The sequence below is a fragment of the Streptomyces sp. TLI_185 genome (genome assembly GCF_003814765.1).
GTDB lineage: Bacteria > Actinomycetota > Actinomycetes > Streptomycetales > Streptomycetaceae > Streptomyces.
On record NZ_RKRB01000001.1, the window covers coordinates 6,924,664 to 6,944,526 of the forward strand.

The following is a 19,863-nucleotide window of genomic DNA, read 5'->3' on the forward strand; positions in this document are numbered from 1 at the left end:
ACGGCTACGGCCGCCTCCGCCGCGTTTGCCGCTGCCGTCCGGTGGTCGGCCTCCGCGCCCGCCCCGCCGCTGATCCCCCGGATGATCAACGCCCCTGTCGTGCCCGCCAGATGAGCCGCGTGAGTGACGCCGGAACCCTCCGTCTCGATGGCCACGGCGTCGTTGAAGCGATGGTGGATGCGCTGGGCGAGAGGGGAGGTCGGGTCGGCGAGGACCACGTCGCCTGCGGCGATCGGCTTGAAGTGGGAGTGGATGTACCTGTGCCCCCGGAGGGCGTGGCGGGCCGCCTGGTCGAGGCGGTGCGGGGCGTGCCAGGTCTCCGGGCGGTCGAGGAAGCCGTCCGGGGTCTCCTTGCCGCCGTGGACGGCGTACACCTTGGTCGCGATCACGACGTCGCCGACGTGGATGTCCTCCGGCAGTCCCACCGCCGTACCGACGAAGAGCACTGCCTCCGGCCTGAACCACGACATCACGCGTTCGGTGAGCGTGGCGGCTCCGCGCGTGCCCTCGCCCAGCTCCAGCAGGGCCAAGCGCCAAGAAGTGCCGGGGAGTTGGCCCGTCTCGGCACGTGTGCCCGTCGGGTGAACCTGCTTCTCGATGTCCGTCAGACGGGCGCGGATCGCCGTGTATTCGAGCGGCTGTGCGGTCAGGACGGCGACCGTGGGCGAAGTGGCGGGCACGTCTTCACGGTACTGCCAAGTCGCCTGGCCAGAGCGGGTGTTGGGCGGGCGGAGCGGGCGTACCGTGGTGGTACCCAAGGTTCGGGGCGGCACGGGGGACGGCGCGATGGGCGACCAGTACGGCGGGGATCACCAGGACTTCCGGGGCGGGGAGTTCAACGGGCCTTTCTACGCAAAGGCGGAGTATCACGAGCACGGGCCGGCGCCCACCGCGCTCGATTCCCTGCCTCCGAGGGTGGCCGGGTTCACCGGGCGGGAAAGTGAACTGGGGCAACTGCTCGGGGCGCTCGACCCGGATGGGCGCGAAACGCCGGAAGCCGTGTTGGTCGCTGCCGTCTCCGGGCTCGGGGGCATCGGAAAGACCGCCCTGGCGGTGGAGGCGGCGCACGCGGCCTGCGAGAGGGGCTGGTTCCCGGGCGGGGTGCTCTTCGTCAACCTCCACGGCTACGACGACGATCTCATCACGGCGGAACAGGCACTGGAAGCACTGCTGCGAGCCCTAGGCATCGACCCGGAGTACATTCCGCCAGGGGCGGACGCGCGCGCGGCGCTGTACCGCTCGGCGCTCGCGAAGCGGGGGCGCGAGCGGGGTGCTGTGCTGGTCCTGTCCGACAACGCGTCCTCGGCGGAGCAGGTCCGTCCGCTACTTCCCGGTGGCAAGTGGCACCGGCTCATCGCCACCTCACGGAACAGGCTGCCTCAACTGGGCGCTCGACTATTGTCGTTGGGCGAGCTGCCGGGGAAGGAAGCGTTCGACCTCCTCGACCGGGCCCTGCGGATCGCCGACCCGGCCGACCGTCGTGTCGCGGACGCGCGCGAGGCGGTCTCGGAACTGGCCTCCTGCTGTGGACACCTGCCACTGGCCCTCCAGATCGCGGCGGCACGCCTGGTACTCGACCGGGACAAACCGGTAGCCGAACTCGTCGCGGAACTCACCGAGCTCAGCGACCGTCTCGCCCACCTGGACGACGGCGAGCGGAGCGTCCGCGCCGCCTTCGACCTGTCGTACCGCCGTCTCCCGCCCGAGCAGGCTCGCTTGCTCCGCCTGCTCGCCCTTGCCCCGGGGCCCGAGGCGACCACCGATGTCGTCGCTGTCCTGACAGGGGCGGACAACGCACCGACCAGAGTCCTGAACGCGCTGTCCCGCGCCCATCTCGTCGAACAGGGGAGCGGGCGGGGGCGATGGCGGTTGCATGACCTGGTGCGGGTATATGGAGCGGGTGTCGTCGCGCAGGATGCGGGGTTGCGGGAGGAGGGGGCGGCGGCCCGGGATCGGGTGTTGGGGTACTACTTACGACGGGCGGACGCGGCTGATGACCGGTTGCGGTGGCTGCCCGGAATGCCGGTGCCCGAGCTGTTCGAGGACCGGGGGCAGGCGCTTGCCTGGCTCGACGGGGAGCGGCAGGGACTGGTGGCGGCCGTTCAGTGGGCTCCAGGGGAGCGGAACGCGGAAGCCGTGTCGAGGCTGGCCTCGCGCTTGTCGACGTATCTGAGGTGGCGGCGGTACCTTGATGACTGGATCTCTGTGGGCCGCGCGGCGCGGGATGCCGCCCATCAGCGGGGGGACGGACTTGCAGAGGCCATCGCGTCGCACAATCTAGGCATCGCGCTGCGCGAGGCGGGCCGCGCGGAGGAGGCGGTCGACGCCCATGCCCAGGCACGCGACCTGTTCCGGGCCACCGGAGACGTGCGCAGGGAAGCCGCGGCGTGGAACAGCATGGGTAGTGCGCTGAGGGAAGCTGGCCGGGTGGAGGAGGCGCTCGATGCCTACATCCGCGCCCGCGACCTGACTCAGGCCGCGGGCGATTCTCAGGGTGAGGCCGGTGCCTGGACCAATCTCGGTGCCGCATTGCAGGACGCGGGCCGGGCGGACGAGGCGGTCGACGCCCACACGCGTGCTCTCGTCCTGCACCAGGCGGCCGGGAACCGCCACGCCGAGGGAGGGGTGTGGAACAACCTCGGCAACGCGCTGCGGTTGGCGGGCCGGGTGGCGGAGGCGATCGAGGCGTACGGCAAGGACCTGGAAATATGCGAGGAATTCGAGGACTGGTACGGGGCGGCCGTGACCCTTGGGAACCTGGGAGCCACGCACGAGGAGGCCGACCAGCCGGCCGAGGCCCGCATCAACTACCTCAAGGCAGCCGACGCGTACATCCGCTCCGGTGATGCCGCCAAGGCTGACCAAGCGCGCGGCTGGGCCGACCGACTGCCCTGACGTCGCCTGCGCCCGCCCTGGCGGGGCCTCACCCCTTGACCGCCCCACCCAACGCAAACCCCCCACCCAACCGTCGCGCCACCAGCACATAAAGCAAAATCACCGGCGTCGAATAAATAACCGAAAACGCCGCCAGCTGCCCATAAACCACCATCCCCCGATTCCCGAAGAACTCATTGATGCTCACGCTCGCCGGCATCTGATCCGGCGTAAGCAGCAGCATGAACGGAACAAAGAAGTTCCCCCACATCATCACGAACGAGAAGACGGTCACCACCGCCACCCCCGGCCCCATCAGCGGCAGCACGATCCGCACCAGCGACTGCAGGGATCCCGCCCCGTCCGTCCACGCGGCCTCTTCCAGTTCCTTCGGCACCCCGTCCATGAAGTTCTTCATCAGCCAGATGGCGAAGGGGAGTTGGGACGCGGCGAAGAAGAAGATCGTGCCCTGCATGGTGTCGATCAGATTCACCTGCACGAACAAGGCGTACACCGGCACCATGATTGCGGTGATCGGCAGACTCGTCGCGAAGAGGATCGTCAGCAGGAAGGGACGGTTCAACCGCGACCGGAACCGGGACAACGGATAAGCCGCCAGCGCCGCGCACAACACCGTCAGCAGCGTCCCGCCCCCGCACAGGATCAGGCTGTTCAGCAGGGGTGTGAGGGTGATGTCCGGCTTCAGTACGGCGTCGAAGTTGTCCAGGGTCAGGCTGTCCGGGGCCTTCACCTTGAGGCCGGCCTGCGGGTCCAGGGAGGACAGGATGACCCAGGCCAGGGGGAGCGCGAAGGCGGCGGCCGCGACGAGGAGGCCCGCGTCGGCGGCCAGGCGGTGGGAGACACGGCGGGTTGCAAGGGTCGTACGTCGGCGTGGCATGCGTCAGACCTCCGTCCGCAGCAGGCGCAGATACACGACCGAGAACAGGGAGCCGACGACCAGGAGCAGCAGGGCGACCGCCGTGGCGTAGCCGATCATGCTGTTCTGGAAGCCCTGTTCGTACATGTACAGGGGGAGGGTCTGGCTCTTGTTTCCCGGGCCGCCTCTCGTCATCACCCAGACCAGGCCGAAGACGGACAGGGTCTGGAGGGTGTTCAGCATCAGGTTCGTGCCGATGGAGCGGCGGATCATCGGCAACGTGATGTGCCACATGCGGCGCCAGCCGCCCGCGCCGTCCACCTCCGCCGCTTCCGTGATCTCCTGGGGGATCTCGTTCAGGGCGGCAGAGTAGACCAGCATCGAGAAGGCCGTTCCCCGCCAGACGTTCGCGAACGACACCGCCAGGATCGGGAGCGTGAACAGCCAGTTCTGGGACGGGAGATGGAGCCAGTCGAGGATGGCGTTCAGGGTGCCCTCGCGCCGGAAGAAGGCGTAGAGGAGGAAGCCCGCCACCACCTCCGGCAGTACCCACGCCGTGATCACGATCCCGCCCGTCAGTGTGCGCACCGGCTTCGACGCGCGCTGCATCAGCGCCGCCAGCGCCAGGCCCAGGGTGTTCTGGCCGATGAGCGACGACAGCACCGTGAAGACGACCGTCAGCCATACGGCGTTGAGGAACTCCTCGTCCTTGAAGGCCGTACGGAAGTTCGCGAAGCCGACGAAGGAGGAGTGGGCCTGGCCGGTGAGCTGGAGGTCGGTGAAGGCGAGGTAGGCGCAGTAGGCGATCGGGCCGACGAGGAAGAGGAGCAGGAGGACCAGGGCGGGGGAGAGGGGGAGGGCGCGGGTCAGGGTGCGGAGGAGGGGGTGGGGGCGGGAGCGGGGGTGACGGGCGGGGGTGTGAGGCGCTGGGCCCGGAGGGGTGCTGGCCATGTCCGGGCCCGCGTGCTGCGGTACGGCAGTCATCGGTGGTCGCCGCCGGTCACTTCTGGACGACCTGGTTGTTCGTGGCCGACTTGAGCGCGTCGTCGTACGAACTCGCTGCCTTGTCCGCCGACATGTCGCCCGTCGTCACGCCCTCCATCGCCTCCTGGATGGCCGTGGAGACCTTCGGGTACGCGGGGTAGGCGGGCCGGTAGTGCGTGCTCGCGACGAGATCCGTGAAGAACTTGATGCCGGGCTGGGCCTTGGCATACGCCGAGTCGGCGGCCACGTCCTTCCGCACCGAGATACCGGAGTTGGCGATGTACCACTTTTCGGCGTTCGCCTTGGTCTGCATCGTCTTGATGAAGTCGAAGGCCAGGTCGGGGTTGCCCGCCTTGGAGGGGATCGCCCAGGTCCAGCCGCCAGACATGCTCACCTTGCCGGGGGCCTGGCCGTGCTGGGTCGGCATGTACGCCAGGCCCAACTCGCTCGACCATTGCGGCCATTCGTGCCCGCTGCCCTTCAGCCAGGCCTGGGGCAACCAGGATCCGTCGAGGGCGATGCCCAGTTTGCCCTTGGGCAGGAGCTCGCCGGCCACGATGGTCTGGATGTTGGGGTCGAGGGCGGTGGAGACGTCGGGCCCGAGCTTCTCCTGGAACACCGTGTGCACGAACGACAGCGCGTCCTTGAACCCCTGGCTCGACGCGATCCATTTCCTCGACGCCTTGTCGTACAGCGGGTCGGACGTGCCGTCGCCAATGCCGTAGAGGAGCATCTCGAACGTCTGCATCGTCGCCGCCTCACCGGCGGGTTTGCCGGTGTAGACGTTGAGGGGGGTGACGTCGGGGACCTTCCGTTTGATGGTGCGGGCGGCGGTCAGGACGTCGTCCCAGGTCTTCGGCTGCCAGTTCGCGGGCAGGCCGGCCTTCTTGAAGATTCCCTTGTCGAACCAGAGCCCGCGGGTGTCGGTGCCGTCCGGGACGCCGTACGTCTTCCCGTCCTCGCCCTCGGCCGCGTTCTTCGCCGTGCCGATGAACTGGTTCCAGTCCGGCCACTTGGCGAGGTAGGGGTCGAGGGGCTTCAAGTAGCCGCTGGTGATGTCGGAGTTGATGAGGAACGTGTCCTCGTAGACCAGGTCGGGGGCCGTCTTGGGGGAGCGGAGCATCTGCTGGACCTTGGTGTAGTACTCCGAGTCCGGCGCCTTGATGGGGATGAGCTCGACCTTCTTGCCGGGGTATTTCTTCTCGAACTGCTTCTTGATGTCCGCGAGGTATGTGTCCATCACCTTGATGGAGTTGTCCGTGGACTGCTTGAAGGAGACCTTCACGGTGTCCGGACTGCTGCCGGAGCCGCTGCCGCAGGCCGTGAGGGTGGTTGCGGCGAGGACGGTGGTGAGGAGGAGGGTGGGGAGAGCGGCGGTGGGGCGCACGGGCATGACCTCCTGCGGGCCTAACGTCGTTGTCGGCCGAGATGGTTGCCCGGTGAAGGTAGGAGGAGTGGTCTAGTCAGGTCAATGCGTCTGCGCGGGATTGGGAGTTGGCGGCTTCGGTGGGCGCGTTGGCTCGGGTGTAGGCGTCGGCGGCCTGGAGGTAGTGGGCGCGGGCCTCGGCAGGGCGCGCGGCGGCCTCGTGGGCGAGAGCCAGATTGGAGAGGGCGTGGCCTGCCCGATACCCGTCCCCGAATTCCCGGTACACCTCCAGGGCCTTCCCGTACGCCTCAATCGCCTCCTCCACCCGGTCCGCCTCCTGCAGGGCGATGCCGAGGTTGTTCCACGCGATGGCCTCGCGGTGGCGGTCGCCCATGGCCTGGTACAGGTCGAGGGCGCGGGTGTGGGCGTCGATGGCCTGCTCCGCCTGGCCGGCCTCCTGCAGGGCGGGGCCGAGGTTGGTCCATGCCTTGGCCTCGCGGTGGCGGTCGCCCATGGCCTGGTACAGGTCGAGGGCGCGGGTGTGGGCGTCGATGGCCTGCTCCGCCTGGCCGGCCTCCTGCAGGGCGATGCCGAGGTTGTTCCACGCGCCGGCCTCGCGGTGGCGGTCCCCGGCGGCCTGGCACAGGTCGCGAGCGCGGGTGTGGGCGTCGATCGCCTCCCCCGCCCGGCCAGCCTGCCGCAGGGCGAGGCCCAGGTTGTTCCACGCGCTGGCCTCGCCAACCCGGTCCCCGGCGCGGTGGGCGGCCTCCCGCGCGACACGACAGAGGGTGATCCAGTCGTCGAAATAGCGCCGCCAGTTCAGATACTCCCCCAGGCGCTGGGACAGCCGCACGGCCGCATCCGTGTACCGCTCCTCCCGCGCCCACAGCACCGCTGCCACCAGCCCGCCCCGCTCTCCATCCAGCCACGCCAGCGCCCCCGCCCGGTCCGCGAACCGCTCCGGCTCCGGCCTCCCCGGCAGCCACCGCAACCAGTCATCCGCCGCACTCGCCCACCGCAGATAGAACCCCAACACCCGCTCCTGCGCCGCATCCCCCTCCTCCCGAAACCCTGCATCCCCCTCCACCACCCCCACCCCGAACGCCCGCACCAAGTCATGCAACCGCCACCGCACTTTCCCACCCGTCGGCACCGGCGTAACAAGGTGGCAGGCGCTCAGCTCCTCGAGCAGCTCGACAGCCCGGACCGTCGGGAGATCGGCCAGCGCGACAGCCACCTCCGTGCTGACCTCCGCCACCGGCGCAAGGCACAGCAGCCGCAGCAACCGCCGCTGCTCCGACGAAAGCTGCTCGTACGCCTTCTCGAAGATCGGCCGCAGGCCCAGAGCCCCGCTCCGGTCGTCGCTGCCCCGTAGCTCGTCCACGAACGAGGCGATGGTGCGATAGCGCCGCTTCCGCAGCGCACCGGCCGCAACCCGGAGGGCGAGCGGATGAAAGCCGCAGGCCGCCGCCAGCTCCGCGACCGCCCCGGGTTCGCGAGCCGCCCGGTCGTCCCGTTCGTCGCTGAGCAGCAGGGACTTGGCGATGAGAGCGGCCGCATCTTCCGGCTTCAGAGCGTCGAGGTCGATCTGCCGCGCCGGCAGATCGGTCAGGCGGTCGCGGGAGGTGATGAGCACCCGGTGCCGGTCAGCACCGGGGATCAAGGGTGTGAGCTGATCCGGATCCGAGGCGTTGTCCAGGACCAGGAGCATCGGCTCGGTGTGTGCGGCGAGCAGGGTGCGGTACAGGGCGTACTGGGCCGTCGAGGTCTGCGGCAGGTCGGTCCCGCGTATGCCGAAGCCGTCCAGCAACGCCACCAGTGCCTGGTCGGCGGTGACCGGATCCTCGTCGTACCCCCGCAGGTCCACGAACAACGTGCCGCCCGGAAACCACCCGTCCCGGACCGCCTGGTGCCCCGCGTACAACGCCAGTGACGTCTTCCCCACTCCGCCCAGCCCCGACACCGCGCAGATGACCACGGGCAGGCCGGAGCCCGCGGTGGGCTTCAGCACCGGGAGCAGTCGGGCAAGGTCGTCCTCGCGTCCGGTGAACCCAGCAGGCACCCCCGGCAACGCGGCCGTGGCCACCGGCACCGGTCCATGGACGGCCCCCCGCCGCCCCGACCCACTACCGCCCCCCATCCCCCCGTTCCACCTGCTTGGCCACGAACGGCCCGTTGAAGGTGCTCCCCCTGAAGTCGAGGTGATCCCCTCCATACGTGGACCCCAGATGGGGCCCCTCCTCAGAGTCCGGACGCCCCTCTCGCCCGGAGTCCCCGGCCCGCCCCCGCCCCCGAAACGGCTGCAGCTCCCGCAACACGGCCACCGCCACCGCCGCGGCCTTCTCCGCCGCGCGAGGCTGCCAGTTCTCCGCATCACGCTCGGACTTCTCTGCGTCGGCCCGATCGCTGATCCCCCTGATCACCAGCGCATCCCCGCCCGCCAGATGCACGGCGGTGGCAACGCCGGACCCCTCCATCTCGATGGCCGCCGCGTCGTTGTAGTGGGTCTTCAGATGCGCCGCCAACGCCGACTCCGCCGACGCAAGCACCACGTCCCCCGCCGCGACCGGCTTCAGATGCGTCCGTGGATCGTCCCGCAGCGCCTCCCGCGCCGCCTGCTCCAGGCGGTGCGAGGCCCGCCACGCCTCCGGGCGCACCAGGAACCCGTCGGGCGTCTCCTTGCCCCCATGGATGCCGTACACCTTGGTCGCGACCACCACGTCGCCCAACCCGATGTCGCTCTTCAAGCTCCCGGCAACCCCGACGAACAGCACCGCCTGCGGGTCGAGCCACGACACCACCCGTTCCGTCAGCGTCGCGACCGTCAGATTGCCCTCGCCGAGTTCCAGCAGAGCGACGTCCCACGGCGTGTCGGGCAGGTGCCCTACCACGGCCACCGTCCCCCGCTCGTGCGTGATCCTGTGTACGTCCGTCAGGTGCCCCCGCACGGCCGAGTACTCCAACGACAACGCGGTCAGCACCGCCACAGTGGGTTGCGTCACGCCTTTAAGGTACTTCCAAGTGACCTGCACAGACGTCGCGTTGGCGCCAACCCGGGGGAGACGACATGCCGGAACGACCGGAGCATCCGGAACAAGGCGTCACCGCCGCCCAGCTGCTCCTCGCCGAATACCAGACCATCAAGGACGAGCAGAAAACGCGCATCGGCTTCCGCGACAACCTCCTCTACGTCACCCTCACCGTGGTCGCCGCCGTCATCGCTGCGGCCGCCCAGGCCGAGCAGTCCTCGATGCTGCTCGCGCTCCCGCCCGTCACCGTCGTCCTCGGATGGACGTACCTCGTGAACGACGAGAAGATCTCCGCGATCGGCAGCTTCATCCGCGACGACCTCGGCCCCCGCCTCTCCCGGCTCGCCCAGGCCGAGAGCGCCTTCGCCTGGGAGACCGCGCACCGGACCGACACCCGCCGCCGTTCACGCAAGGCCATTCAGTGCGCGATCGACCTGCTGGCCTTCTGCGTCGTCCCCTTCGCCGGTCTCACCGTCTACTGGGCGGCGGGGCAGACGACCGCCGGTCTCCTGGTCCTGTCCGTCGCCGAGGCGCTCACCGTCATCGGCCTCGGCGTCCAAGTCGTCGTATATGCAAGGCCGTTCCGCTAGAGAGCGGTCAAGGACCGCTGACCCACCGGTACTGCAACTCCGGCCGCCCCACAGTCCCGTACTGCGGAGCCCGCGCCGCCCGCCCCGCGTCCACCAGATGCTCCAGATACCGCCGAGCGGTGATCCGCGAGATCCCGACCGCCTCCGCCAGCCCCGCCGCAGTCAGCCCCTCCCCGCAGTCCCGCAGTGCCACAGTCACGCGCTCCAGCGTCGGCGCGCTCAGCCCCTTGGGCAGCGCCGCAGGCGAAGGCGCCCGCAGGGAAGCCAGCGCCCGGTCGACCTCGTCCTGGCCGCTCGCCTCGCCCACCGCCGCATGGAACTCGGCGTACCGCACCAGCCGGTCCCGCAGCGTCGCGAAGGTGAACGGCTTCAGCACGTACTGGACCACGCCCAACGACACGCCCTCCCGCACCACGGTCAGATCCCGCGCCGACGTCACCGCGATCACGTCCGCGTGATGCCCGGCCGCCCGCAGCGACCGCGCGAGCTGCAACCCGTGCACATCCGGCAGATGCAGATCCAGCAGCAGCAGGTCCACCGGCGTGCGCTCCAGCAGGCGGCGGGCCTCCGCGCCCGTGTGCGCCTTGCCGACGGCCACGAAGCCCGGGACCCGGCCGACATACATGACGTGAGCGTCGGCGGCCACCGGGTCGTCCTCGACGACCAGGACGCGGATGGGCTGCTGGGTCGTCATGCGTCACCTCTCGTGGCGGCGTGCCCGGTCGCTCCGGTGGGCCGGGCCGCTGCGTCCCGAGGCAGCCGTGCTCCGAACGCGGCGCCGCGTTCCTGCCTCTCCGCGGCAGGCCGTGTGCGCTGGTCCCGGAGGCCGGCGCTGTCCGGCGCCCGGCCGGTGTGCGGGTCCGGAGCCACGGGGGCGTCCACGACCAGGACGCGGATGGGCTGCTGGTTCGTCATGCGTCACCTCTCATCGCGGCGCGCCCGGTCACGTCGGCCGGAGAGGCGGACGCTCCCAGCGGCAGCCGTACCTCGAACACCGCACCGCCCTCCTGACCTTCCGCCACCGTCAACGTGCCCTCCTGCCGGGTGACCGCCTGCCGTACCAGCGCCAGCCCGAGGCCCCGCCCGCCCGGACCGGCCGGCTTCGTCGAGAACCCCCGTTGGAATACCAGCTCGGCATGGGCGGGATCCACCCCCGTGCCGGTGTCCGCGACCCGCATCACCAGCTCCGCGCCCTCCGCGTACGCCGTCACCGTCACCCGGGCGCCGATGCTGCCCTGCGCCGCGTCCACCGCGTTGTCGATCAGGTTGCCGAGGATCGTCACCAGGTCGCGGGCCGGGAGGCTCGGCGGCAGCAGCCCGTCGTCGAGGCGGCTGTCCTCCGAGACCACCAGCTCCACGCCCCGTTCGTTGGCCTGCGCCGTCTTGCCCAGCAGCAGTGCCGCCAGCACCGGTTCGCTCACCGCCGCCACCACCTGGTCGGTGAGCGCCTGGGCCAGTTCCAGTTCGGCCGTCGCGAAGTCCACGGCCTCCTCCGCCCGGCCGAGCTCGATCAGGGAGACCACGGTGTGCAGGCGGTTGGCCGCCTCGTGCGCCTGCGAGCGCAGCGCCTGGGTGAAGCCCCGCTCGGAGTCCAACTCGCCCATCAAGGACTGGAGTTCGGTCACGTCGCGGAGGGTCACCACGGTGCCTCGGCGCTCGCCGCCCGACACCGGGGAGGTGTTGACGACCAGGACGCGGTCCGCGGTGAGATGCACCTCGTCCACCCGGGGCTCCGATGCGAGCAGCGCCCCCGTCAGCGGCGCGGGCAGGCCGAGTTCCGCGACCGACTTCCCCACCACGCCCTCCTCGGACGGCACCCCCAGCAGTTCCTGACCCCCGTCGTTGATCAGCGCCACCCGGTACTGCCCGTCCAGCATCAGCAGCCCCTCCCGCACCGCGTGCAGCGCGGCCTGGTGGTAGTCGTGCATCCGGCTGAGCTCGGCCGCGTTCATGCCGTGGGTGTGCCGGCGCAGGCGGGCGTTGACTACGTACGTACCGATGGCACCGAGCCCGAGCGCTCCGGCCGCGACGCCGATCAGGGCCGTCACCTGGTCCTGCACCCGCTGGCTGATCGCCTCCACCCTGATGCCGGCGCTCACCAGGCCGATGACCCGGTTGCCGTTCCACACTGGCGTCACGGCACGCCAGGACTGGCCGAGCGTGCCGGTGTACCTCTCGGTGAAGGTCTGGCCGTGCCGGGCGGGACCGATGTGGCCGAGGAAGCGCTTGCCGATCTGCGACCGGACCGGGTGGGTCCAGCGGATCCCCTCCGGGCTCATGATCGTGATGAAGTCGACCCCGGTGTGCTTCTGGACCTGCAGCGTGTACGGCTCCAGCCGGGCCGTCGGATCCGCCGTGCCGATCGCCTCCCGCACCGAGGGCGAGTCCGCGACCGAACGGGCCACAGCCGTGGCCTGGCGGCGCGCGGCGTCCTCGGCCTGGCGCTGGTCGCTGACGTACGTGAACAGCGCGTAACCGGCGACGACGACCGCTATCAGCACGGCCTGCATGGCGAAGAGCTGGGCGGCCAGGCTGCGGGGGCGCGGTACGGGGATGCGCATGTCGTCAGTGTGCCTCTCACGTTAAGTGTGAACTAAATGAACGGAAGGGTGACCGCCCTCACAGGGCACGGGATAGTCACCGCATCGAGGAAGCAGTGGAAGCGGGCCGTACGGTTCCAGCCACCGCCTCCCCACAGAGATCCGCACCCCCATCCCCATCCCCCGGACGTGAGCCGCACGCCGGTGATGCCGACGAAGACGTCAAGGAGGGCAGCCGTGGCCGCCAGCACCCCCGATACGGCACCTGCCGCACCCGCTGGGAAGCGGGACCGCACCCACTATCTCTACATCGCCGTCATCGCAGCGGTGGCCCTCGGTATCGCCGTGGGTCTGATCTGGCCGAGCGTGGGCGTCGAGCTCAAGCCGCTCGGTACGGGCTTTGTGAACCTGATCAAGATGATGATCTCCCCGATCATCTTCTGCACGATCGTGATCGGTATCGGCTCGGTACGGAAGGCCGCCAAGGTCGGCGCCGTCGGCGGTATCGCGCTCGGCTACTTCGTGGCGATGTCGCTGGTCGCACTGACCATCGGTCTGGTCGTCGGCAACATCCTGCACCCGGGCGACGGGCTGCACATCACCGACGCGATCAAGGCGACCGGGCACGACCAGGTGGACAGTGAGGCGCTGCCGCCGGTCGACTTCGTGCTGTCGATCATTCCGACGACCTTCATCTCGGCCTTCACTCAGCAGCAGGTGCTGCAGACCCTGCTGGTCGCCCTGCTCACCGGTTTCGCCCTGCAGGCCATGGGCTCGGCCGGGCAGCCGATCCTGCGCGGTGTGGAGCACCTCCAGAAGCTCGTCTTCCGCATCCTCGGCATGGTGATGTGGGCGGCCCCCATCGGTGCCTTCGGTGCCATCGCCGCCGTCACCGGGTCCGCCGGTCTCGACGCGCTGAAGCAGCTGGCCATCCTGATGGTCGGCTTCTATCTCACCTGCTTCCTCTTCGTCTTCATCGTGCTCGGTGCGCTGCTGCGGATCGTCGCCGGGCTCAACATCTTCACGTTCTTCAGGTACCTGGGCCGTGAGTTCCTGCTGATCCTGTCGACCTCCTCCTCCGAGTCCGCGCTGCCGCGGCTGATCGCGAAGATGGAGCACCTCGGTGTCAGCAAGTCGGTCGTCGGTATCACCGTCCCGACGGGCTACTCCTTCAACCTCGACGGCACCATGATCTACATGACCATGGCCTCGCTGTTCATCGCCGACGCCATGGGTACGCCGATGGCGATCGGCGAGCAGATCCCGCTGCTGCTCTTCCTGCTGCTGGCCTCCAAGGGCGCGGCGGGCGTCAGCGGTGCCGGCCTCGCGACCCTGGCCGGTGGTCTGCAGTCGCACAAGCCCGCCCTGGTGGACGGCGTCGGCCTGATCGTCGGCATCGACCGCTTCATGAGCGAGGCGCGCGCCCTGACGAACTTCGCGGGCAACTCCGTGGCCACGGTCCTGATCGGCACCTGGACCAAGGAGATCGACAAGGACCGCGTGGGCCAGGTCCTCGCCGGTGAACTGCCCTTCGACGAGACGACCCTCCTGGACGAGGAGGAGCAGCCGCTCGCCGAGGTGCCGGAGCAGGGCGGCGAGAAGGAACTGGCGAAGGCCTGAGCCCCGCCGGGACTCCGGGCGGCTGAACACTCCCCCGTCGGTCAGCCGCCCGGCCGGGAAGCCGAGCGGTCGGGTTCCTCCCCCGTGGACCCGACCGCTCGGCTTCGTCATCTCCTCGCGCTGACGCCCGGTGATCCTCACCGATCTCTTACCGAAGTCCACTAGCGTGCCGCGCCGGTGCAGTACACGCGCGGCGCGTTTTCGTTGGTTGGAGGCACGGGGGATGAAGATCGACTGGGATCGGCGCACGTGTGCCCGCAAGGGGCACGTCACCTATGCGCCGGAAGAGCCGGGGCTGAAGGCGCGACTGCATGCACAGACCGCTCTCGGGGACGTCTGGCGCTGTCTGCGCTGCGGCGACTTCGTACTCGGCGAGCCGCACGGCTCGGGGCCCGCGGACCACGCGCCCCTCGTGCCGCGCGGCAAGGTCCTGCGCGACCTGTTCATCCTGCGCTTCCTGGCGATCGAGCGGGCCGTGCGCGGCGTGTTCATCGTGCTGGTGGCGCTGGCCGTGTGGAAGTTCAGCAACAGCCAGGACTCGGTGCGCCGGCTCTTCGACGAGTACCTCGACGTCTTCCGGCCCGTCTTCCGGCACTTCCACTACGACCTCGACAACTCGCCGATCGTCGGCACGATCCAGAAGACCTTCGGCTACAAGCACTCCACGCTGGTGCTGGTGGCCGTACTGCTCCTGGTCTACGCCCTGATCGAGCTCGTCGAGGCGGTCGGCCTCTGGTACGCCAAGCGCTGGGCGGAGTATCTCACGGTGGTCGCCACCGCCGCCTTCCTGCCGCTGGAGATCTACGAACTAACCGAGCACGTCAGCTACTTGAAGATCGCGACCCTGGTCCTCAACATCCTCGCCGTGCTCTACATCGCCCTCGCCAAGCGACTGTTCGGGCTCCGGGGCGGCCGTAAGGCCTTCGAGGAGGAGCGGGAGAGCGCGTCGCTGCTGGAGGTCGAGGAGTCGGCCGGCGTGCCGGCCCACTCCACGCAGGCCGTCTGAGCCGTCCAGGCCCGTCCCGGCGTTCCAGGACCTGTCCGGCGGATCAGCCCGGCGCCGCGGGCTCTGGCACGCACTCCGGGCATGCCAGGCGACCGTTTGGCGACACTTGCCCTAAATCCTTTGCCTCCCGGGCCGGTTGGGCCCAGGCTGGAGGACCTCGGAGCGCACGGCCGGACGCACGGAGGCGACATGGGGGAGTCCGAACGGGTCGAAATCGTCAGCTCGACCGAGTACGAGCGGCGGTACGGCGCGGACCGTGAGCCGTCGCCGCTGTCGATGGAGCAGGTCAACGAGCTGTTTCACGAGTTCCTCGCCGCCGTGGCCCACCCCCGGCGCAAGGAGGACGACGACCGCCGCAACCTCACCAAGCGGCTGCGCGAGCACCTGGGTACGGCTCCGACGGACCGCCCGGTGGTCAAGGCCGCGTATCCGCCCTACGACCTGCCCAACGTGCACCTGGCGCTGGAGCGCTGGTTCGCGGCGGACGGCCGTTCCTACGACCTGATCGGCATGCGCGGCGCCCAGCACCACGGCGAGCTCACCCTCGGCGACATCCTCGAAGCCGCAGACCGCTATGACCGGTTCACGATCGGCGCGGTCGACTACGCGCACCTGCCCGTCTCGCCGGACGAGGAACTGGCCTGTGTCTCCTGCGGCTTCTACCTCGGTACGGCCGGCGACGAGCGGTTCGCGGTGCTGCTGCGCGGACCGGCGGACGAGTACGGGCGCAACAAGGTCGAGATCGAGGTCCTCGCGCAGGACAAGGAGTTCGCGGACCGGCTGCTGGCCGAGATCGACGCGATCGTGCGCGAGCACAACATCTTCCGCGGCCAGGTCCTGTCCTTCGAGGGCTCGCAGTTCGGGCACGGCCTGGGCCCCTTCCGCTTCCACCGCAGGCCGGGCCTGACCCGCGACGACATCGTGCTGCCGGCCGGCCTGCTGGAGCGGGTGGAGCGCCAGGTGGTGGGCGTGGCCCGGCGCCGCGAGCAGCTGCGCGCGGTCGGCCAGCACCTGCGCCGGGGCCTGCTGCTCTACGGGCCGCCCGGCACCGGCAAGACGCACACGATCCGCTATCTGCTCTCCCATCTCCCGCAGTTCACGGCGGTCATCCTCTCCGGCACCAGCATCGAGGCCATCGGCCCGGCCTGCGCCCTGGCCCGTATGCTCCAGCCCGCCCTCGTCGTCCTCGAGGACTGCGACCTGATCGCCGAGGCCCGTGACTACGGCGGCGGGGAGCAGCCCCTGCTCTTCCAGGTGCTGAACGAGATGGATGGCCTCGGTGACGACGCCGACGTCGCCTTCCTCCTCACCACCAACCGCGCCGACCTGCTGGAACCGGCCCTCGTCCAGCGCCCCGGCCGCGTCGACCTCGCCGTGGAGATCCCGCTCCCGGACGCGGAGGGCCGCGCCGCCCTGCTCGCCCTCTACGGTGCGGGGCTCGGCCTCGGCAAGGACATCGCGGACGAGGTCGTGGCTCGTACGGAGGGCACGACGGCGTCCTTCACCAAGGAGCTCGTACGGCGTTCGGTCCTGATCGCGGCGGAACGCGAGGCCCCCCGCACCGAACCGGCCGACGTCCGCGAGGCCCTCGACGAACTCCTTTCCGACCGCGACCGCCTCACGCGCCGGCTGCTCGGGGTGCGGGACGGAAGCGAGGACGAGGAGTGGTTCTCGGCTCAGGACGAGGACGAGGACGACGACGTGGACGTTCGGGGTCACGGCGGACCGCCTTCAGGGGAGTGGCTGCTGGGCCCGCGCCCCGGCCGGTCTCCCCGCTGACGGGCGGACGTCCGGACGCGGGACTCCTCAGCCGGCCGGAGCGACCGCCTCGTCCAGCCGTGCCAGCTCCTCCGTGGCGAGAACCAGGTCCGCCGCGGCCGCGGAGTCCCGGATCGTCTCCGGACGGCTCGCCCCCGGAATCGGGACGACGACCGGAGACCGTGCCGACAGCCAGGCCAGACAGACCTGTTGAGGGCTGACCCGGTGCGCGGCCGCCACTGCGTGGAACGCACCGAAGCGCACCTGACCCCCAACCCTCGACGGCCCGTCCAGAGAGCTCTGGGAGATACCGCCCAGCGGGCTCCACGGCAGGAACGCCAGCCCCAGCTCCGCGCACAACCGCAGCTCGGCCTCGCTGTCCCGTACGGCGGGCGAGTACTGGTTCTGCACCGAGACCAGACGGTCGCCGAGGATCGCGTGGGCGACGCGGATCCGGTCCACATCCGTGTTGGAGACGCCGGCCAGCCGGATCTTGCCCTCGTCCAGGAGCTCACGCAGCGCGCCGACCGACTCCTCGAAGGGCACCTCGGGGTCTGGCTTGTGCAACTGGTAGAGGCCGATCGCCTCGACGCCCAGCCGTTTGAGGGAGGCCTCGGCCGCGGCCTTGAGATGGCGCGGGGTGCCGTTCACCGTCCAGCTGCCGTCGGCCGGCCTGCCCCGGCCGCCCTTCGTGGCCACCAGTACGTCGGCGGTGTCACCGCCGTAGGTGGCGAGGGCGCGGGCGACGAGGTGTTCGTTGTGGCCGGGTTCGGCGCCGGGGAGGTGGTACGAGTCCGCGGTGTCCAGCAAGGTCACGCCTGCGTCCAGTGCGGCGTGCACGGTCGCCAGGGCGCGCGCCTCGTCCGGGTGGCCCTCGATGGACAGGGGCATGGCGCCGAGGCCGATCGCGCTCACCCGCCGGTCGCCGAGTATGCGGTACCGCATGTCAGTTGCCGCCCTTTCCGAGAGTCTCGGCTACTGCGCCCGGCAGCCAGTGCCGAACCTCACCGAAGGTGAAACCGAGCCGGGTGGCCCGGGAGTTGTCCATGCCGTAGGAGCGGGTGAAGGAGAACGGGGAGACCTCGCCGACCTCGACCGGCCGGAGGACCGTCCTGCCCTCCGGGAAGCGGGCCGCCACCGCCTCGCACAGCTCCTCCGTGGTGAGCAGCCCGTGCGAGGCCGCGTTGACCGGGCCCGTGAAGTCCTCGCCCACCGCCCAGTGCAGGAAGTCGGCGATCTCCTCGACGTGGATGTAGGTGGCCGACCGGTTGGTGACGGGCACGGAGATCGGTTCGCCGGTGCGGATGCGCTCCGCGTAGTGGTGCATCCGTCCCGTGAAGTCGTCCTCGCCGCCCAGGACGTGGGCCACGCGCACGGCCGTGTACGGGAACCCGGGTCCGGCCGCCGCGAGAACGGCTTCCGCCTGGCGCTTCCCCTCGCCGTAGTGGGATTCGAGGAACTCCTGGTCGTCCCAGGGGAGTTCGAGGTCCACGGCGACCGTACGCGGATCGACGTCCTCCTCCCTCACCAGCGTGAGCGAGTCCTCGTACTCGTACACCTCGACCGTCGAGGTCATCACATAGCGCCGGGTGCGGCCGGCGAAGACCCGGCGGGCGATCGCCGCCTGGCGCGGAGTGTAGCAGACCTGGTCGACGACGACGTCGAAGGTGCGTGAACCGAGGGCGTCGGACAGCGAGTTCTCGTCATTGCGGTCGGCGATCAGCTGCCGTGCTCCGGCGGGTGGCGCCGACGAACCGCGATTGAGGACCGTGACCCGGTCTCCCGCGGCCAGCAGACGGGCGATCAGCCGCTTGCCGAAATAGCGGTTTCCGCCGATGACCAGTACTTCTCTGGTCCTTGCCTCGTCCGTCCCGGCTCCGCGTTCCTTTTCCATGACCATAATTCTCCCGGCGCATCAGCGCGATCCGAAGGGGGAGACATGGGACTTCAGGCTGCGGCACCGAAAGAACCACGGCATCCGCGAGCCGCCGCCAACGAATCCTCGGTGGGCTTCGACGCGGTGGACCGGCAGATCCTGGAGCTGCTCCAGACGGACGGCCGCATCAAGCTGAGCGAGCTGGGGCGCCGGGTCCGGCTGAGCCCGGCCGCGGTGACCGAGCGGGTGCGGCGGCTGGAGGCGACGGGTGCGATCACTGGGTACGGCGCCCAGGTCGCCCCGGCCCGCCTCGGCTACGGCATCCAGGCGTTCGTCCGGGTCAACCCGCACGGCGGCTACAACCTGAGGCACCCCAGGACCCTGGAGCTGACCGCGCGCCCGGAGATCACCGAGGTGCACCACGTGGTCGGCGAGGACTGCTGGATCCTCAAGGTCGCCGTCCAGGACACGGTCCACCTGGAGGAGATCCTGGAACAGACCTCGGTGCTGGGCCGCACCACGACCTCGATCGTGCTCACGTCCCCGGTCGAGCGGAAGCCGCTGCTGCCGCCCTTGCCCTGACGTCGGCGTCAAGGATTACGTTCGTATGCATGCGAATCGGCGAGCTGGCCGAACGGGCCGGGACCACGACGCGGACGCTCAGGTACTACGAGTCGCGCGGGCTGCTGCCCGCGCGGCGCGGCGGGAACGGGTACCGCACCTATGACGAGAGCGATCTGAAGCTGCTCCGGCAGATCCGGACGCTGCAGGACTTCGGGTTCGACCTGGAGGAGACGCGGCCGTTCGTGGAGTGCCTGCGGGCGGGGCACCCCGAGGGCGACTCCTGCCCGGCCTCGCTCGCGGTCTACCGGCGCAAGCTGGACGAACTCGACGCGCTGATCGGCGAGCTGCAGGCCGTGCGGGCGACGATCGGCGTGCGGCTGGCGGCCATGGCCGACGTGGAATCACCGTTGTGCGAACTGGGAGGGCAGGAACTGTGATCGACGTGACGGACGAGGATTTCGCGGCGCAGGTGATCGGGTCCGAGTTGCCGGTGCTGGTGGAGTTCACGGCGGACTGGTGCCCGCCGTGCCGGCAGATGGGACCGGTCCTGCACGCCCTCGCCGCCGAGGAGGCCGATCGTCTCAAGGTGGTGCAGCTCAACGTGGACCGCAATCCGGTGACCACGAACGCCTACCAGGTCCTCTCGATGCCCACGTTCATGGTCTTCTGCGACGGTGAGCCGATCAAGGCGATGGTGGGGGCCCGGCCCAAGCGGCGGCTGCTGGCGGAGCTGGCGGACGTCCTCTGACCTCACGCAGTACACACAAGAAATCCCCCGA

At 69.9% G+C, this 19,863-nt stretch carries 18 protein-coding genes and 1 pseudogene; 8 read left to right on the top strand and 11 right to left on the bottom strand.

Annotated features, from left to right (window positions below):
• Positions 1–17 precede the first annotated feature (17 nt).
• Positions 18–773 (bottom strand): annotated as a pseudogene (locus EDD92_RS32120) (hypothetical protein); the annotation flags it as partial.
• On the opposite strand from EDD92_RS32120, the gene EDD92_RS32125 reads away from it, so the two are divergent.
• Positions 745–2,895, top strand: a complete 2,151-nt coding sequence (locus EDD92_RS32125; protein ID WP_311736789.1) for a tetratricopeptide repeat protein — start codon at positions 745–747, stop codon at positions 2,893–2,895. The pseudogene EDD92_RS32120 and the gene EDD92_RS32125 sit on opposite strands and share 29 nt — an antisense overlap.
• 28 nt (positions 2,896–2,923) lie before the next feature.
• On the opposite strand, the gene EDD92_RS32130 is transcribed toward EDD92_RS32125, so the two are convergent.
• The 5 genes from EDD92_RS32130 to EDD92_RS32150 form a co-directional block, all read right to left on the bottom strand.
• Positions 2,924–3,772: a carbohydrate ABC transporter permease gene (locus EDD92_RS32130; protein WP_123967553.1), complete on the bottom strand. Its 849-nt coding sequence runs from the start codon at positions 3,770–3,772 to the stop codon at positions 2,924–2,926.
• A 3-nt stretch (positions 3,773–3,775) separates the two neighbouring features.
• The gene (locus EDD92_RS32135) at positions 3,776–4,735 is read right to left on the bottom strand and encodes a carbohydrate ABC transporter permease (protein ID WP_123967554.1); all 960 of its coding nucleotides are present in this window, start codon (positions 4,733–4,735) and stop codon (positions 3,776–3,778) included.
• Positions 4,736–4,751: 16 nt separating this feature from the next.
• Entirely contained in the window at positions 4,752–6,128 is a 1,377-nt protein-coding gene (locus EDD92_RS32140) for an extracellular solute-binding protein (protein WP_123967555.1), read from the bottom strand.
• A gap of 70 nt (positions 6,129–6,198) precedes the next feature.
• Positions 6,199–8,187 (bottom strand): tetratricopeptide repeat protein, encoded by a 1,989-nt coding sequence (locus EDD92_RS32145; RefSeq protein ID WP_260326878.1) that lies wholly within the window; start codon positions 8,185–8,187, stop codon positions 6,199–6,201.
• 40 nt (positions 8,188–8,227) lie between these two features.
• Complete coding sequence (locus EDD92_RS32150) at positions 8,228–9,103, bottom strand: 5'-methylthioadenosine/S-adenosylhomocysteine nucleosidase (RefSeq protein ID WP_123967557.1); 876 nt, start codon at positions 9,101–9,103, stop codon at positions 8,228–8,230.
• A gap of 65 nt (positions 9,104–9,168) precedes the next feature.
• On the opposite strand from EDD92_RS32150, the gene EDD92_RS32155 reads away from it, so the two are divergent.
• On the top strand, positions 9,169–9,720 hold the full coding sequence (locus EDD92_RS32155) for a hypothetical protein (RefSeq protein ID WP_123967558.1): 552 nt from the start codon (positions 9,169–9,171) through the stop codon (positions 9,718–9,720).
• Between the two features lie 7 nt (positions 9,721–9,727).
• On the opposite strand, the gene EDD92_RS32160 is transcribed toward EDD92_RS32155, so the two are convergent.
• The 3 genes from EDD92_RS32160 to EDD92_RS32170 are packed head-to-tail and all read right to left on the bottom strand — an operon-like array spanning position 9,728 to position 12,281.
• A complete protein-coding gene (locus EDD92_RS32160; RefSeq protein ID WP_123967559.1) occupies positions 9,728–10,414 on the bottom strand; it encodes a response regulator in 687 nt (228 codons plus the stop codon).
• Entirely contained in the window at positions 10,411–10,635 is a 225-nt protein-coding gene (locus EDD92_RS32165; protein WP_123967560.1) for a hypothetical protein, read from the bottom strand. The genes EDD92_RS32160 and EDD92_RS32165 overlap by 4 nt, the downstream gene beginning before the upstream one ends.
• A complete protein-coding gene (locus tag EDD92_RS32170) occupies positions 10,632–12,281 on the bottom strand; it encodes a sensor histidine kinase (protein ID WP_123967561.1) in 1,650 nt (549 codons plus the stop codon). The genes EDD92_RS32165 and EDD92_RS32170 overlap by 4 nt, the downstream gene beginning before the upstream one ends.
• Before the next feature lie 216 nt (positions 12,282–12,497).
• Between EDD92_RS32170 and EDD92_RS32175 the strand changes: the two genes are divergently transcribed.
• From EDD92_RS32175 to EDD92_RS32185, 3 genes are all read left to right on the top strand, one after another.
• Positions 12,498–13,880, top strand: coding sequence for a cation:dicarboxylate symporter family transporter (locus EDD92_RS32175; RefSeq protein WP_123967562.1), 1,383 nt, complete (start codon positions 12,498–12,500; stop codon positions 13,878–13,880).
• 223 nt (positions 13,881–14,103) lie between these two features.
• On the top strand, positions 14,104–14,886 hold the full coding sequence (locus EDD92_RS32180; protein ID WP_123967563.1) for a DUF2127 domain-containing protein: 783 nt from the start codon (positions 14,104–14,106) through the stop codon (positions 14,884–14,886).
• 189 nt (positions 14,887–15,075) lie between these two features.
• Positions 15,076–16,665 (top strand): ATP-binding protein, encoded by a 1,590-nt coding sequence (locus EDD92_RS32185; protein WP_123967564.1) that lies wholly within the window; start codon positions 15,076–15,078, stop codon positions 16,663–16,665.
• Positions 16,666–16,692: 27 nt separating this feature from the next.
• Here the strand turns inward: EDD92_RS32185 and EDD92_RS32190 are convergent, their stop codons facing one another.
• Both EDD92_RS32190 and EDD92_RS32195 read right to left on the bottom strand, forming a co-directional pair.
• Positions 16,693–17,589, bottom strand: a complete 897-nt coding sequence (locus EDD92_RS32190) for an aldo/keto reductase (protein WP_123967565.1) — start codon at positions 17,587–17,589, stop codon at positions 16,693–16,695.
• A gap of 1 nt (position 17,590) precedes the next feature.
• Positions 17,591–18,544 (bottom strand): NAD-dependent epimerase/dehydratase family protein, encoded by a 954-nt coding sequence (locus EDD92_RS32195; protein ID WP_399184512.1) that lies wholly within the window; start codon positions 18,542–18,544, stop codon positions 17,591–17,593.
• Positions 18,545–18,583: 39 nt separating this feature from the next.
• On the opposite strand from EDD92_RS32195, the gene EDD92_RS32200 reads away from it, so the two are divergent.
• From EDD92_RS32200 to EDD92_RS32210, 3 genes are read left to right on the top strand one after another with little or no spacing between them, the layout of a single operon-like run.
• A complete protein-coding gene (locus tag EDD92_RS32200; RefSeq protein ID WP_185124193.1) occupies positions 18,584–19,102 on the top strand; it encodes an Lrp/AsnC family transcriptional regulator in 519 nt (172 codons plus the stop codon).
• 29 nt (positions 19,103–19,131) lie between these two features.
• On the top strand, positions 19,132–19,521 hold the full coding sequence (locus EDD92_RS32205; RefSeq protein ID WP_030949160.1) for a MerR family transcriptional regulator: 390 nt from the start codon (positions 19,132–19,134) through the stop codon (positions 19,519–19,521).
• Positions 19,518–19,832 carry a co-chaperone YbbN gene (locus EDD92_RS32210; RefSeq protein ID WP_123967567.1) on the top strand — a complete coding sequence of 105 codons (315 nt, stop codon included), beginning with the start codon at positions 19,518–19,520 and terminating at the stop codon, positions 19,830–19,832. Before EDD92_RS32205 ends, EDD92_RS32210 begins: the two co-directional genes overlap by 4 nt.
• The last annotated feature ends 31 nt before the right edge of the window (positions 19,833–19,863 follow it).

What these genes read in the sequence shown, in the direction of transcription:
- EDD92_RS32130 (WP_123967553.1), bottom strand. Translation starts at nt 3,772, where the DNA reads ATGCCACGCCGACGTACGACCCTTGCAACCCGCCGTGTCTCCCACCGC.
- EDD92_RS32135 (WP_123967554.1), bottom strand. Translation starts at nt 4,735, where the DNA reads ATGACTGCCGTACCGCAGCACGCGGGCCCGGACATGGCCAGCACCCCT.
- EDD92_RS32140 (WP_123967555.1), bottom strand. Translation starts at nt 6,128, where the DNA reads ATGCCCGTGCGCCCCACCGCCGCTCTCCCCACCCTCCTCCTCACCACC.
- EDD92_RS32155 (WP_123967558.1), top strand. Translation starts at nt 9,169, where the DNA reads ATGCCGGAACGACCGGAGCATCCGGAACAAGGCGTCACCGCCGCCCAG.
- EDD92_RS32160 (WP_123967559.1), bottom strand. Translation starts at nt 10,414, where the DNA reads ATGACGACCCAGCAGCCCATCCGCGTCCTGGTCGTCGAGGACGACCCG.
- EDD92_RS32165 (WP_123967560.1), bottom strand. Translation starts at nt 10,635, where the DNA reads ATGACGAACCAGCAGCCCATCCGCGTCCTGGTCGTGGACGCCCCCGTG.
- EDD92_RS32170 (WP_123967561.1), bottom strand. Translation starts at nt 12,281, where the DNA reads ATGCGCATCCCCGTACCGCGCCCCCGCAGCCTGGCCGCCCAGCTCTTC.
- EDD92_RS32180 (WP_123967563.1), top strand. Translation starts at nt 14,104, where the DNA reads ATGAAGATCGACTGGGATCGGCGCACGTGTGCCCGCAAGGGGCACGTC.
- EDD92_RS32185 (WP_123967564.1), top strand. Translation starts at nt 15,076, where the DNA reads ATGGGGGAGTCCGAACGGGTCGAAATCGTCAGCTCGACCGAGTACGAG.
- EDD92_RS32190 (WP_123967565.1), bottom strand. Translation starts at nt 17,589, where the DNA reads ATGCGGTACCGCATACTCGGCGACCGGCGGGTGAGCGCGATCGGCCTC.
- EDD92_RS32195 (WP_399184512.1), bottom strand. Translation starts at nt 18,544, where the DNA reads ATGGTCATGGAAAAGGAACGCGGAGCCGGGACGGACGAGGCAAGGACC.
- EDD92_RS32200 (WP_185124193.1), top strand. Translation starts at nt 18,584, where the DNA reads ATGGGACTTCAGGCTGCGGCACCGAAAGAACCACGGCATCCGCGAGCC.
- EDD92_RS32205 (WP_030949160.1), top strand. Translation starts at nt 19,132, where the DNA reads ATGCGAATCGGCGAGCTGGCCGAACGGGCCGGGACCACGACGCGGACG.